Source organism: Aromatoleum anaerobium (genome assembly GCF_012910705.2).
Classification (GTDB): domain Bacteria; phylum Pseudomonadota; class Gammaproteobacteria; order Burkholderiales; family Rhodocyclaceae; genus Aromatoleum; species Aromatoleum anaerobium.
On the sequence record NZ_WTVG02000036.1, the window covers coordinates 169,556 to 183,567 of the forward strand.

The window sequence follows — 14,012 nt, forward strand, 5'->3', positions numbered from 1 at the left end:
GCACGCCAGCCCCCGAAGAGCCGCAATCGTCCGCTTCAGTTTATTTCGCCGTCATGCGAATCGCGCCGTCGAGGCGGATCGTCTCGCCGTTGAGGTAGGCGTTCTCGATGATGTGGCGCACCAGCGCCGCGTATTCCGCAGGCCGTCCCATGCGCGACGGGAACGGCACCGTCTTGCCGAGGGAATCCTGCACTTCCTGCGGCATGCCCATCAGCATCGGCGTCTCCATGATCCCCGGCGCGATCGTCATCACCCGCACGCCGAAGCGTGCCAGTTCGCGCGCCACCGGCAACGTCAGCCCGACGACGCCCGCCTTCGACGCCGCATACGCGGCCTGACCGATCTGGCCGTCATAAGCCGCGACCGACGCGGTGCTGACGATCACGCCCCGCTCGCCTTCGTCGTTCGGCGCCGCCTTCGTCATCACGTCCGCCGCCAGGCGCATCATGTTGAAGCTGCCGATGAGGTTGACGGTGATCGTGCGCGCGAACGACTCGAGCCGATGCGGTCCCTCGCGACCGACGACTTTTTCGGCCGGAGCGATGCCGGCGCAATTGACCAGCCCGTGCAGTGCGCCGAAGCCGGACACCGCGCGATCGATCGCCGCTTTCGCGCTCGCCTCGTCGGTCACATCGGTCGCGACGAACGCAGCAGCGGCGCCCAGCTCCGCCGCCAGCGCCTCGCCCGCGTCACGATTCACGTCGGCCAGCACCACCTTGCCTCCGGCGCCGACCAGCATCCGCGCAGTCGCCGCCCCCAGTCCCGATCCGCCCCCGGTGACGACGAACACGCCATTTTCGATCTTCATTGCGAGACTCTCCGTGAATGCCGCCCGACGCGGGCGTACGAGGGCGCAACATAATGTCCGTTGACGTCAACGTCAACTGGCAAGCCGATACCGATGGATTTTCCACCCCTTCCCACGCAGCAGTTCGTCTATCGCGCCAGCGACTGACGCGCATAGGCTAAACTTCATTCGATCCCGACGCCCCCCCATGGAGACGACAGTGATTGCTCTCGTCGAGTCACAACGCGCACGAATCGCCGAACTTTGCCGATCGCTCGGGGTTCAGCGCTTGGATCTTTTCGGCTCAGGGGTTCGCGGCGACTATTCGCCGTCCAGCAGCGATCTCGACTTCCTGGTTGAGTTCAACGATAGTCCCCCTGCCAAGTACGCTGAGGCGTGGCTTACCCTGCACGAAGAACTGGAACTGCTGTTCGGGCGCCCGATCGATCTCGTCACGAGCAGCGCGATGACCAACCCTTATTTCCGGGATCGTGTCCTGCAGACGCGAGAAACGGTCTATGCACCCTGATTCGCCCAAGTATCTCTGGGACGTGCAAAACGCTGCGGCGCTCATAGAGCGGTTCGTATCGGGCAGATCTTACGAGGACTACGTCAGCGACCCGATGCTCAAGTCCGCAGTCGAGAGGCAACTCGAAATCATCGGAGAAGCGCTCAATGCGCTTTCGCGCCGTGACCCGGCAACAGCGAAAGTCATCCCCGATCTCGCGCGCATCGTGTCGTTTCGAAACGTGCTGATCCATGGCTATGCGTCAGTCGACGACAAGCTCGTATGGGGCGTCGTCGAAGCGAAACTATCTACCCTCCGCCATACGATCACCGACCTCTTGGCCCCTTCCTGATCTGAACCGCCACCCCCCGGCAACGGGGCGTCGATTCACGCAGTCCCCGTTCACGATCCGCCCAGGAACCGGTACAGCGACACCAGGATTCCCGCCGTCGCACCCCAGATGAAATACCCTTCGTACGGCATCGCGTAATACTGTCGCATCCGGCCCTGGTACTCCATCGTGTGGCGCTCGTGGTTCGCCGGATCGAGGAAATGCGCCAGCGGCACCTCGAACGCTTCGGCAACTTCGAACGTGTCGAGCTTCAGCTCGAACGGCGGATGCACGAGCCCGACCACCGGCGTGATCCTGAAGCCGGTCCCGGTGAAGTACTCGGGCAGCTCGCCGAGCAGCTCGATGCGTTCCGGATCGAGACCGGTCTCCTCCTCCGTCTCGCGCAACGCCGTCATCACCGCCGAGACGTCCGCCTTCTCGACCCGCCCGCCGGGAAAGCTGATCTGCCCCGGATGATGGTGCAGATGATCGGTGCGGCGCGTCAGCAGCACCGCGAGCCGTTCCGGGCGCAGGACCACCGGCACCAGCACCGCGGCCGGCCGGAACTCGCCCCGGTGGGAGCCGTCTTCGCGCACCGGCGCCATCTGCGGCGCATCGACAAACCGGCGCCGCAGCCCCTCGGCATCGAACGCCGCTTCCATGAGCCTCTTTTCGATCACTCGTCTTACCTTTTGAGAAAACCCGGCCCCCCAAGTTTTCTTGTCCCCTCGGGGGGCGGAAACGGCAAAGCCGCCTCCTGGAGGGCTCAGTAACGCTTGCGCAGCACGAGCCGGCCGCTCTCCCGCTGCATGTCCATGCGGCCCGGAAAGCGACTCCAACGGCTGATCGTGTCGTGAACGAGGACATCCCCGGCAAGCACAAGGTTACGGCCGGAACTCCGGCCGCTCCGCGCCCACATTCTCCTCACATTGGACACCGAATCCAGTATGGCGGACAAGCAAGCCCAAGGGTCGGCCCTGAATACTCATACCGGACTCCTCTTGTCTCATGCGCCCGGATTACTGGGGGAGCGGCCGGGGTGACATTCGGTGAGCGGCAATCTCACCCGCACGACAAACTGGGCGTCCTTCTCGAACGTGCGCAATTGCGCCTCGGAATCGAAGTGCAAGTCGAGACGTTCGCGGATGTTGGCGAGCGCGATGCGGTTGCCGGCGGAAGCCTCCGCGGCCGAATCGTGAATCGAGTTGCGGACCTCGATGCACAACATCCTGTCCCGCGCACCTATGCTGACCAAGACATCGCCGCCCGCCGCCGCAGGCTCGACTCCATGGCGCACCGCATTCTCGAGCAAGGGCTGCAGTAACAGAATCGGCACCGACGCATCAAGGGGCGCGCCCGCGCAATCCCATTTCACCCGTAGGCGCTCGGCGAGCCGCAACTGCTCGATCTCTAGATACGAACGCGCGAGACGGATCTCGTCCGCGAGCGGCACGAGCGAACGGGGTTCCGCCAGCAGTACGCGGAACAGATCGGATATGTCGAGCAGGACCGCTTCGGCCTGCCGTGCATCCTGCCGCACCAGCGACAAAACCGTATTGATGCTGTTGAAAAGGAAATGCGGCCGGATGCGTGATTGAAGCGCCATCAGGCGAGCTTCAGCCAGCGCCGGTGACAAGACACGCTGGCGCCAGTTGAAGTACCCGAGAATCAAACCGGCGAGCAACGCAGCCAGCACTGCCGCCTTCACGGCACTTTCCGGGGACCCCGCACCCACCAGGGTTCGCATGCCGACATCGAATCCTGCGGCAACCAGCGACACCAGTCCCGTCACCAAGACGACGCCCCGGGGATACGGAGCTTTTGCAAGCCACGGAGACAGGACGAATAGCGCCAGAACCGTGGCAAGAACCGCCGCCTCGAATATGAAACCCCAGTTCGCCGCCTCGGGCAGGACGAAAAACCCTTCCGGCGAGTGAGCAACCAGCGAACCGAGATTTGCAACCTCGGCGATGACGAGGATGCGGAGCATGACACCGAGGTTGCGAAAGTCGGGGAGAGTGATTTGCGGCTGCGGCCGCCCACTGTCGATCATGGGGTCATCCTACAAGAAACCGCCCTCCCCCCCCGGCTCGACCATTCGTAAGCGGAAAATACGCGCTCGTCGGCGGTGCCGGCACCATCGGCAGACCTTTCGCTATGCTGGGTCGAGGCACAGTCTCGGCATCAGCCGGTGCCCCGTACAACTCACCAGCACAAACGGAAACCTCGTGGCCTCCGCACACCTCAATGCCCGGTATCCGGTTCGAGGATTCACCCTGATCGAACTGATGGTCGCCATTGCCATATTGGGGATCGTTCTCGGCCTGGGGATGCCCGCGTTCAACTCCGCAATACAGAACAATCGCGCCACCTCGGCCACCAACGATCTAGTCACCGCCCTTCAACTGGCCCGCTCCGAAGCCGTCAAGCGCCGGCAGGACATCGTGGTTTGCCGGCGTAATGGGGACGGTGACGCGTGCGCGAATGGAACCGATTGGGCGGTCGGCTGGCTGGTGCAAGGCCCCCAGGAGCAAGACGACGGAACTGTCGTTCAAATTACTATTCAGGTATGGGATCCACCTCATGGGAGGGCGATCCTAACCGGCCCCAACGCGGGCATTACGTTTCAGCAGAACGGTCAGGCCAGCAGAGAGGTTGACTTTTCGGTGGTTTTCAAGGACTGCAGCGGTAATGAAAAGCGCACAATCAACGTAAAGACCACCGGTCGCGTTTCGACCACGAGGACGGCCTGCCCATGAAAGCGCCTTCCATCGTCCCGTTGGCAACGCGCGCGGTTGCCCGTGTTTGCGCGCCGCAGCGCGGCGCCACGCTTATCGAGGTACTGGTCGCGGTGGTAGTGCTTTCGATCGGCCTGCTCGGGCTCGCCGGCCTGCAAATGACCAGCCTCCAGAGCAACCACAGCGCCTACATGCGATCGCAGGCGAGTCTGCTCGCGTACGATCTTAGCGATCGCATGCGGGCGAATTGTGAAGGCGTACGCGGCGACGCCTACGCCGATGGAAGCAGTGGAGATCGCGCCGACTGGGATGCGAGCGTCGTCCAGCTTCTGGGGCCGGGCGCTCAGGGAACACTCGAATTGAACGGCCAGGACGCGACGATCGCCATCCAATGGAACGACAACCGGGGACACATCAAGACAGGCGGGGATAGCACCAGCGACAGCACCAAGACCTTCGCTTATCGGACAGAACCATGCGCAGACCGCTGACGAGCCGGCAACAGCAAGGCCTTACGATCGTCGAATTAATGATCAGCCTGACGTTGAGCCTGCTCCTGCTCGGTGGGGTATTGCAGGTCTTTATTGGCAGCAAGCAGGCTTACCGCACCAACGAAGCGCTGTCGCGAATGCAGGAAAGCGGACGCTTCGCGATCGAATTTCTCTCTAGGGATTTGCGCATGACGGGATATCAGGGCTGCGCCAACCTGGAGACGATGGTTCCGAACATCATTGCCGACCCCCCTGTCGTATTTACGAGTGGCACCGCATTGCAGGGTGCGAATAATGTGGCCGCTGGCACGATCGTAGGAGGACGAAGTGTCGCCGCCGGCACCGACACTGTCACCATGCGTTTTGCCGACCCTGCCGACGCCCAACTGAGAGGCAACCTGACCGCTGACAACGCAAACATCCAGGTAACAAGTAATCCTTCGAACTGGAAAGCTGGTGACGTATTGTTCATTACCGATTGTGAAACCGCAGACATATTCCGCGCTACAAACGTGTCAAACGGAAACGTCACGATAGCGCATGCGCAAAACAGCAATACCAGCAACAGGCTTTCGAAGGCTTATGGCGAGGATGCAATCGTGATGTCCTTCAGGGACTATACCTATTACGTTTCCGACACCGGCCGCCTCACTCCGACCGGCCATCCCATCCTGTCCCTCTACCGCGATGCGGAAGAACTCGTAGAGGGAGTCCGCAGCATGCAGGTGCTTTACGGCGTGGATCCCGACGACGACCTCGATGCCGACAACTACGTCACAGCAAACGCCGTCACCGACTGGGCCAGCGTGGTAGCCGCCCGTGTATGCGTCGTCGCCGAAAGCGTCGAGACCAACGTCGCCACCGAAGCGATCACAGTGCCCTGCAATGGTGTGAATGTCGCCATCCCGAACAACCGCCTTGGCCAGATCTTTACGACCACGATCGGCCTGCGCAACCGGCTTCAATGATCATGACCCACCCACTCAGTCCTCCCGTACCCGTTCCTCGTCAGCGTGGCGTGGTGCTCGTCATCTCCCTAATCATGCTCCTGCTGCTCACGATGCTGGGTGTAAGCGGCATGCGGGGCACCACTCTGGAAGAGCGCATGGCGGGCAACATGCGCGACCAAAACCTTGCTTTCCAGGCCGCCGAGGCAGCACTGCGGGCAGGCGAAGCTGCGATGGCCCGGTACGCTGAACGCCCGACGCCAGCCGGATACCCTTGCGCGGACGGAGCACAATGCAGTGTCTACAGCAAGATCGCCCCTGCTTCGCTGGACCTCGCCACCGTAAGCCACTGCTGGTGGACCGGCGGCGACTCATGCGCCGACAATAACGCGATCGAATATACGCCTTTGGCCGACACGGATATCCCTTGGGCTACCAACCCCCGCTACGTGATCGAAGAATACGGATCCATCAAAGACACGTTGAGAGTGGGCCACGGACACACCCCAGGCAGGGATATTTATCGCGTCACCGCCCGCGGAACCGGGCAGACAGACGACGCCGAGGCTCGCCTGCAAACCACCTACGTCCCCGAGCAGCGTTTCGACTGAGAGAACAGAATATCGTGAAGAACCATTCCGTCGCTCGTATCGTTGTCGGCATGTTGAGCTTCGGGAGTTTGATTCCGGGCGCAGCCCTGTCCTCTCCCCTTGCCCTGTCGGAAGCCCCGCTCACGGTATCCACTTCGGTTCAACCGAACGTCATGCTCATGCTCGACAATTCTGGCTCGATGCAGAACATCGTGCCGGACACGCCCTACAACCCAAATACGACGTATCTGGCCAGTTGCCCGAGCGAAAATCGTGTCTCGGCAAGCACCCAGCTAGAAACCCGCATCGTCGATGGGAGTCCCCGCATACGCATCGGCAGTGACAATTACAGATTCGGTATCGCCGCTGGAAGGCGCTGCTTTGCAAGCAATACAGACTACATGGCAAAGCTTTATGCCGATGGCTCCAATGGGGGAAGCACCAGCAGCTATCTTCCGGCGCAATACACGGGAAATTATCTCAACTGGTACTTCGATACCGCCAACGACCCCACCGGCTGTTCCAATACATGGTCATCCGGGAGGAAGCCATGTTCACAAAGCCGAATGATGATTGCAAAGAAAGCCGGGAAGAACCTGATCGATACGATGAGTGCCGGAATGCGGGTCGGGCTATCCTCATATAACAGCGGTGATGGAGGCAGTTTGAAGGAGGTCGTCGGCAATCTGACCACATCGAAAAAGACGACCCTCAAGAGCAAAATCGACGGCCTGGCCGCTTCGGGTGCCACCCCCCTGGCCGAAACGCTTTCCGACATCGGACGGTACTTCGCGACGGGCTACACCGGAGCCCTCACCCTGCATCCGGGACGCCCCAACCAGAGTACAGCGACTGTCTCGCAGGTGTTCAACAATCACAGTTTCGAGAACGACAGCGACCAGAGCATTGTGGCGCCAATCGAGTATTCATGCCAGAAGAGCTTCGCCGTGCTTCTTACCGACGGCCGGCCGCAGCAGGACCAGGACATCAGTACGTATCTGAGGGATTATGACGGGGACTGCGCTGGCGCAAGTCCGCCCTGTCAAACCCATGACCGGAAGCCAGATCAGGAGTACGAGTCGGCCGGCAGCGACTATCTCGACGATGTCGCCCAGGCACTCTACGAAATGGACTTGCGCCCCGATCTGGACGATCCGCCCGGGGCCAAAAACAACATCCGCACACATCTGATCAGCTTCGCCGACGATCAGGCGATCAACGACCCGCTGATGCAGAGCACCGCAACCCAGGGCGGGGGAAAATTTTTGGTAGCCGGCAATGAGGCGGAACTTGCCACCGCGTTCCAGGCTGCTCTCGCCTCGATTCTCGAACAATCCGGCTCCTCGTCTTCTGCCACCGCCAATGCGGGTTTCATCGGTGCTGACACGAAGGTCTACCAAGCCCGGTTCAACAGTGGGGACTGGAGCGGACAATTGCTGGCCTTTGCGATCGAGGATGATTACGCAAAAGCCAACTATGGTCGTGTGTTGACCAGTGGTTCCGGACCGGGCGGGGCGCTGTGGGATGCGGGATCGAAGCTCCCTGCGTGGTCTTCCCGCAATATCTTCACGGTGAAGAATGGCGACGGAATCCCTTTCCGGTGGAGCGAACTCAGCACGGCCGCAGAGCCGAGTACCGAAGGAAATCAGCAGGGCGCGCTCGGCAGCAGTGCCGTGCTCGAGTACCTTCGGGGCAACGATGCTCTGGAGCTGCGGAACGGCGGTACTTTCCGGAACCGGACGGTCAAACTCGGAGACATTGTCAACTCCGCCCCCGTGTTTGTCGGTGCACCCCGTTTCCGCTACCCGGACAGTCTGGAGAGCGCCGCCTATTCGACCTTTGTGACCAACAAGAAAAACCGCACCAAAATGATCTACGTGGGCGCCAACGACGGAATGCTCCACGGCTTCAATGCCGACACCGGCATCGAACAAATGGCCTACGTTCCCGGCCCTGTGTACGGCCGATTGAGCGAGCTCCCCTCCACCACTTACAGCCATCGCTACTACGTCGATGGATCGCCCACCGTGATCGATGCATTTATTGGCAGCGCATGGAAATCCGTGCTCGTCGGCGGACTCAACAGGGGAGGACAAGGAATCTACGCCCTGGACGTGACCGATCCCGCAAGTTTCAGCGAGACAGCAGCGAATGCGGCAAAACTCGTACTGTGGGAATTCACGCATCTGAATGACGCCGACCTTGGCTACACATACAGTCGTCCGGCCATTGTGCGGTTGAAGACCGGCAAGTGGGCTGCCGTATTCGGCAACGGTTACAACAACACGGAAGCCGACGGACGGGCGAGCATAACCGGCAACGCAGTGCTTTTCATCGTTGACCTTGAAACCGGGGCCCTCCTCCGCAAGATCGATACCGCAGTCGGCACCGCCCAGGACCCCAAGGGAACCGGCCGTCCCAACGGGCTTGCGACCGTGGCGCCGGCGGACGTCGACGGCGATCACATCATCGAGGCAATTTATGCCGGCGATTTCTTCGGCAATCTCTGGAAATTCGACCTCAGTAGCGACACCGCCGCCAAGTGGGACGTGGCATTCAAGCAGGGCAGCACCCCGAAGCCGCTGTTCACGGCCTGCGCCGCGAACGCCTGCACGACGGGGTCGAGTTCAAATCGTCAGCCGATTACTGTTCGTCCTGAAATCGGCAAACACCCCACGGGTTCTGGCGTGATCGTCTATTTCGGTACCGGACAATACCTGGAGACCGGTGATAACAATGGCGCAGCGGGGGGCAAGCAAACCTTCTACGCCATCTCGGACAAAGATGCCACCACCGTGGGCGGCCGCTCCAGTCTGGCTCAGCAGAGCATCCTCCAGGAGGGGGCTTATCGGGTCACCACGAAGAATGCGGTGGACTGGGAAACAAAGGGGGGGTGGTTCATCGATCTGCTGCCGCCGTCGAACACATTGCAGGGCGAGCGACAGGTCACTGACCCGTTATTGCGCAACAACCGCATCATCTTCACGACTGTCATACCTGCAAACGATCCCTGCATCCCCGGTGGCCCGAGTTGGTTAATGGAGTTCGATGCCGGCAGCGGATCGCGCCTTGCCTACTCACCGTTCGACGTGAATGCCGACAGTAAATTCTCGACGGGCGATTTCTTGTCTATCTCCGACACGCAGAAGGCTCCCCCTTCCGGAATGAAGCTTGATGGCGGTGCCGCTGCTACGCCGAGCGTCATGGCCGGCAAGGGCGGGCAGGAACGGAAGTACATTTCCAATTCCGCGGGTCTCGAGACGATTATCGAGAACTCGGGCCCGTGGGACACGGGCCGCCAGACCTGGCGCCAACTCGGCCGTTGAATCGGCAAAGGATCTGCCGTGACGACCAAATCGCTGAATTGCCTGGTTACAGCCCTTCTGGTGTCCGTCCTCGTCTGGCATCAGCCCAATGCCCATGGCGCCTCACATGCGCCCCACGGGAAAGAGGAGACCAGCACTTCAGGGGGCCGTATCCGCAGTATTCATCCGTCAGCCTCGAAGATAGTCATCGGCAACACCGAATATGCGTTGTCGCGTTCTGTTCGTGTCTCAGGCCTTGGACCGGCTCCCGTCGGCCCCGAGCGATTGGCGCGGGGCCTGCTGGTGCGCGTCACATTCCATACACCACCAGATGGCGAACAGACACCAATTATCATTGCGATCCATGTGCTTGCCGAATAATTGCTGCGGTACGTGATGCTCGGTGACTCTCACCGGCAGGACGAAAAACCACCAAGACAATCGCCTACCCTTGTCTCGCGACAAAATTTTTCAGGAAACGGGGGAGTATGCCCCCGCGACATCAAACGGATCCCTTCCATGCATTCAACAATCCGCGGCATCACCCTGATCGAACTGATGATAGTCGTCGCGATCGTCGCAATTCTCGCCTCGGTCGGCTATCCATCCTATCAGGACCATGTACGCAAGGCTCGACGCGCCGATGCGCAGACTGCGTTACTCGAATTGGCTCAGTTCATGGAGCGCTATTACACGACGAACGGAACTTATGTCTTTGACGATGACGACAACCTCCCGTTTGGTGAAGCTCCCAAGGAGGGCGCGACGAAATACTACAATCTGGATTTCAGCGACGACACGGTAACTGCAACCACTTATACCCTTGAAGCCGTCCCGAAAGGCCTAATGACCGGAGACCCCTGCGGCTCCCTCAGGATCACAAATACAGGCGCAAAATCCCGCACCGGCACGGCCGATGAATCGCTCTGCTGGCGCCGTTGAAGCCGCTCGATACGCCTCCCGCACGGGGCTTGCCGGCAGGGTTTCTGTCAGCTGGAACGCCAGTCGCAACTGGCAACACGGACGACCCTCGGCCGTCCGCTTGCACTAATCACGATCTGCCGCGCCGCGCCCCCGTCACAGAACGTTATGGTCCCCATCTGCAAGGCGCCTCCCAACCTGCGGGAGGCGCCGGAGGAAACATAAGAAACATAGTCCCGCACCGGCGTGTTACCGGTGATGACCGGACCGCCGTTCCAGCCATCACCAACCAGCAGGATGCTCTCCCCCTCCTCGCGTTCTCCGTTGGCACTGCGGTCTTCGAACACGATCCAGCCGCCATGCCAACCTGTGTTCGGCTTGCAATCGATCAAGCCTGAGCTGGTACAGATCGTCACTCGGCTTCCTCGCTTGATCGCTTCGGACCGCGCATAAAGGATCGCTCCGAGCAATTCGTTGGCGGCGGCAGTCAGGCGGTTTTCACGCATGAGAGTCGCGAAGGAGGGCACGGCAACACCAGCCAGCACCATCGCAACCGTCAGCACCGCAAGCAACTCGATTAACGAGAATCCATCGAGTCCTCGCTGCCGCGGAGATACAAGCCCGTGACTTTCCAGGCAGAAGTCCCGGCTGATCCTGCATGAACCCCGATCTCGCGTCATGGTTTCCACCGCGGCGGTCAAACAATGCGATGAATTCTAATGTCATTTTCTTGAACTTCCAAATAGCATTTTATGAGGCCTGAAAAAAGGCCGTACCCCTGCTGCAACATGACTGTCGGCAGCCCGGCCGGCAGAGCCGACCTACATTCACCATGATCGCCGTGCCGATTGGACAGTCGCCCTACTGGAACAGGTTCTTGCTCACCCGCTCCCCATCAAAAATCCATCAATTTACTGAGTCGCCGCAACTCATCCTCGAATCCCGGCGGCAGGTCGGGTTCGGGGCCGGCGGCCACGGGGCTTTCGAGATCGATCACCGGTTCCGCCGAAGGCGACTCCTGCACTCGTCTGATAGTAGCGGCGGCGGGTGCGGCAGATGCTTCCGTCCCCGATTTCACTCTCGCGATCAGCTGATCGTGCCTCAGGACTTTTTCGGCGTTCTCTCTCAGCGACCGCTTGTTGTCGTCGTGCTTCCTGCGCGTGATTCTGTTCAGGATTCCAATCACTCTTCAACGTCCCTTTGCTTGTGTATCGGAGCCTCGATCGGGCGGTGGTGCTGTCGATGAAGGGGCACAGTCTACTCGACGAGCGGCTGCGATGACCCCCGGAGGGTGAGACCGTCGCCGATCACGCCGCGGCCTCGCAGCCCCGCGTCGAGGGAGGAACGGGGCATCCTCGTGAAGCGCGCCACACCATCCCGCCCTTTTCCCTACAGCTGCCGCATGAACGCGACCAGGTCGGCCTTCTCCTGCCCGTTCAGCTTCAGCGCCAGCACGAGGTTGAAGAATTCGACCGTGTCCTCGAGCGTGAGGCAGCGCCCGTCGTGCATGTACGGCGGGCTGTCCTTGATGCCGCGCAGCGTGAACGTCTTCATCGGTCCGTCGCCCGGTTCGTTGAGGAAGCGTTCCAGGTGCAGGTCGTGCATCTGGTGGTCGAGGTAGGCCGGCGGCTCATGGCAGCCCGCGCAGCGGCCTTTGCCGAAAAAGATCGCCTCGCCGCGCAGCTCCTGCTCGGTCGCCTTGGCCGGGTCCAGCCGCCCTTCGACGTTGAGCTTGGGCGTCGGCGGAAAGTCGAGCATGTTTTGCAGCTGCGCCATGTGGCTGACGTGGATGCGGTCGAAGATCGTGAACCCTTTTTTCATCGCGTGGATCGGGTCGCCGTTGAAGTAGGCGGTGCGGAATTCGAACTCGGTGAAATCCTCGACGGACCGCAGGCTGCGCTTGGAGCCGTGGATCTGCTGGTTGAACAGCCCGCGCAGGCTGACTGTATCGAGGCGGAAGCGCCGTTCCTGCGGGCGGTCGTCCGGGTTCAGGTGGAACTGCCCGGTGGTGTGGCCGTTGACGTGGCAGTCGAAACAGGCGACCCCCAGGCTCGGCTGCGCGCTCTTGCGGTCGTCGGTCGCGTTGAACTCCTCCTGCGGGAAAGGCGTGACCAGGAGGCGCAGTCCGTCGAGCTGGACGGGCGTCAGGATGCCCTTGAACAGACGGTGGAAGTTGTTGATCGACACCACTTCGCCGCGCGACACGTCGCCGAGCTCCGGCCGGTTCTGCAGGAAAATCGCCGGCGGGAATTCCGGCAGGAAAGCTTCGGGGAGGTCGAACTCGACGTCGAAGCGCTCCAGCCGCGGGAACATGTCGATCTGCATCTGCGGAAACACCTGGCCGCCCGTGGCCTGCTTCGGATGAGGCAGCGACGGATAGGGGAAGAGGCCGCGCTCGCGGATCTGCTCCGGCGGCATTTCGGCGAGGGCATCCCAGTCCACGCCTCGCGCAAGACGCGCGGTCGGGCCGACCGGCAACGGCTTGCCGCGCGACATCCGCGCTTCCGGGTCGAGGCGCGGCGTCAGGTCGTAGCGGCTCGCCAGCAGCCCGCGCTGAGTCTGCATGACTTTTGCGCGGGCGGCGACGTCGGCACGCATCGTCTCCTCGAAAGTCTGCATCGGCTCCTTGGCGTTCAGGGGATCGCGGGCGAAATCGAAGCCCAGCACGCGGCCATTGTCGGGCTGGTTGCGGAAAGCCGGGGACAGCGGCGCTCCGTCCGGCGGGTTGAACACGTTCGACCGGTCATGTTCGGACAGGGCGCTGCTCGGGGCGGGTGACGGGGACTTGTCGCGGGGTTTGCACTTCGGCCGCTGCATCGCGGGGGCCGCGGCGGGGCGGTCGGGGCTGTCCTGGGCATGACTCGGTGCTCCACCCGCCAAGAGGGCGGCGACCACAACACTTGCACCGATAACCGGGCTACGTCGTCTGTTCATCGATCTCTCCTTTGGCTTTCCCCGGAAGCTTTGCACGCGCCCCCCCCGACCGGCTGTCCGAGGCCAAAGCCGGTCACCAGATCGAACACTAGACGCTGAACAGCAGGATTGTTATGACGAACAGGACGTACATCGACTACCAGAAACGGGTAGTGGACGTCGAAAACGCGTTCTTTGGGAGGATTTGCGGGGGAGTTTTCGGAGAATCGCCCGCCGCTTCGGCGCCGGATCGCTCGCGCCGCGACGCGCGAAGTCAGACGAAGATGTCGATCGAGCCGCCGACGGTTGCGCCGGAAACGGGCGCGACCGCGGCTTGAGGGAGCGCCTGAAGGAGCTGCGCGGCCTGGGACTGCTGCAGGTCCATCGCTTTCCTGAGGACGAGCAGCGAGGCCTGCGCCTGGACGCTGGCCGCGCTGTTCGCGGAAGCGGCAGCGGCGATCGCGGCGACGTTCATCAGCGG

16 protein-coding genes are annotated in these 14,012 nt (G+C 61.5%); 9 read left to right on the forward strand and 7 right to left on the reverse strand.

Annotated features, from left to right (window positions below; all coding sequences use genetic code 11):
* Positions 1–40: 40 nt before the first annotated feature.
* Positions 41–808, reverse strand: a complete 768-nt coding sequence (locus GO606_RS05230) for a 3-hydroxyacyl-CoA dehydrogenase (protein WP_169119010.1) — start codon at positions 806–808, stop codon at positions 41–43.
* A 199-nt stretch (positions 809–1,007) separates the two neighbouring features.
* Here GO606_RS05230 and GO606_RS05235 point away from each other — a divergent pair, with 199 nt between their 5' ends.
* Together GO606_RS05235 and GO606_RS05240 are read left to right on the forward strand one after the other, a co-directional pair.
* Positions 1,008–1,316 (forward strand): nucleotidyltransferase family protein, encoded by a 309-nt coding sequence (locus GO606_RS05235; RefSeq protein ID WP_085938679.1) that lies wholly within the window; start codon positions 1,008–1,010, stop codon positions 1,314–1,316.
* Complete coding sequence (locus tag GO606_RS05240; protein WP_169119009.1) at positions 1,306–1,647, forward strand: HepT-like ribonuclease domain-containing protein; 342 nt, start codon at positions 1,306–1,308, stop codon at positions 1,645–1,647. The genes GO606_RS05235 and GO606_RS05240 overlap by 11 nt, the downstream gene beginning before the upstream one ends.
* Positions 1,648–1,697: 50 nt before the next feature.
* Here the strand turns inward: GO606_RS05240 and GO606_RS05245 are convergent, their stop codons facing one another.
* Positions 1,698–2,306 carry a CoA pyrophosphatase gene (locus tag GO606_RS05245; RefSeq protein WP_425532187.1) on the reverse strand — a complete coding sequence of 203 codons (609 nt, stop codon included), beginning with the start codon at positions 2,304–2,306 and terminating at the stop codon, positions 1,698–1,700.
* A gap of 326 nt (positions 2,307–2,632) precedes the next feature.
* Positions 2,633–3,679: a sensor histidine kinase gene (locus tag GO606_RS05250; protein WP_169119008.1), complete on the reverse strand. Its 1,047-nt coding sequence runs from the start codon at positions 3,677–3,679 to the stop codon at positions 2,633–2,635.
* Positions 3,680–3,854: 175 nt separating this feature from the next.
* Between GO606_RS05250 and GO606_RS05255 the strand changes: the two genes are divergently transcribed.
* The 7 genes from GO606_RS05255 to GO606_RS05290 all read left to right on the forward strand — a co-directional run bounded on the left by GO606_RS05255 (position 3,855) and on the right by GO606_RS05290 (position 10,639).
* Positions 3,855–4,385 carry a GspH/FimT family pseudopilin gene (locus GO606_RS05255; protein WP_211166686.1) on the forward strand — a complete coding sequence of 177 codons (531 nt, stop codon included), beginning with the start codon at positions 3,855–3,857 and terminating at the stop codon, positions 4,383–4,385.
* Positions 4,382–4,855, forward strand: a complete 474-nt coding sequence (pilV, locus tag GO606_RS05260) for a type IV pilus modification protein PilV (RefSeq protein ID WP_169119006.1) — start codon at positions 4,382–4,384, stop codon at positions 4,853–4,855. The genes GO606_RS05255 and pilV overlap by 4 nt, the downstream gene beginning before the upstream one ends.
* Positions 4,840–5,823, forward strand: a complete 984-nt coding sequence (locus GO606_RS05265) for a PilW family protein (RefSeq protein WP_169119030.1) — start codon at positions 4,840–4,842, stop codon at positions 5,821–5,823. Before pilV ends, GO606_RS05265 begins: the two co-directional genes overlap by 16 nt.
* Positions 5,820–6,413, forward strand: a complete 594-nt coding sequence (locus GO606_RS05270; RefSeq protein WP_169119005.1) for a pilus assembly PilX family protein — start codon at positions 5,820–5,822, stop codon at positions 6,411–6,413. The genes GO606_RS05265 and GO606_RS05270 overlap by 4 nt, the downstream gene beginning before the upstream one ends.
* Before the next feature lie 14 nt (positions 6,414–6,427).
* Positions 6,428–9,718 (forward strand): pilus assembly protein, encoded by a 3,291-nt coding sequence (locus GO606_RS05275; protein WP_169119004.1) that lies wholly within the window; start codon positions 6,428–6,430, stop codon positions 9,716–9,718.
* A gap of 18 nt (positions 9,719–9,736) precedes the next feature.
* A complete protein-coding gene (locus GO606_RS05280) occupies positions 9,737–10,078 on the forward strand; it encodes a hypothetical protein (protein WP_169119003.1) in 342 nt (113 codons plus the stop codon).
* 138 nt (positions 10,079–10,216) lie between these two features.
* Positions 10,217–10,639, forward strand: coding sequence for a type IV pilin protein (locus tag GO606_RS05290; RefSeq protein WP_169119002.1), 423 nt, complete (start codon positions 10,217–10,219; stop codon positions 10,637–10,639).
* 47 nt (positions 10,640–10,686) lie between these two features.
* Here GO606_RS05290 and GO606_RS05295 read toward each other — a convergent pair whose 3' ends face one another.
* From GO606_RS05295 to GO606_RS05310, 4 genes are all read right to left on the reverse strand, one after another.
* Entirely contained in the window at positions 10,687–11,298 is a 612-nt protein-coding gene (locus tag GO606_RS05295) for a GspH/FimT family pseudopilin (RefSeq protein ID WP_169119029.1), read from the reverse strand.
* A 215-nt stretch (positions 11,299–11,513) separates the two neighbouring features.
* Positions 11,514–11,804: a hypothetical protein gene (locus GO606_RS05300; protein WP_169119001.1), complete on the reverse strand. Its 291-nt coding sequence runs from the start codon at positions 11,802–11,804 to the stop codon at positions 11,514–11,516.
* 203 nt (positions 11,805–12,007) lie between these two features.
* The gene (locus tag GO606_RS05305) at positions 12,008–13,552 is read right to left on the reverse strand and encodes a cytochrome B6 (protein WP_246979388.1); all 1,545 of its coding nucleotides are present in this window, start codon (positions 13,550–13,552) and stop codon (positions 12,008–12,010) included.
* 253 nt (positions 13,553–13,805) lie between these two features.
* Positions 13,806–14,006 carry a putative motility protein gene (locus GO606_RS05310; RefSeq protein ID WP_169119470.1) on the reverse strand — a complete coding sequence of 67 codons (201 nt, stop codon included), beginning with the start codon at positions 14,004–14,006 and terminating at the stop codon, positions 13,806–13,808.
* Positions 14,007–14,012: the final 6 nt, after the last annotated feature.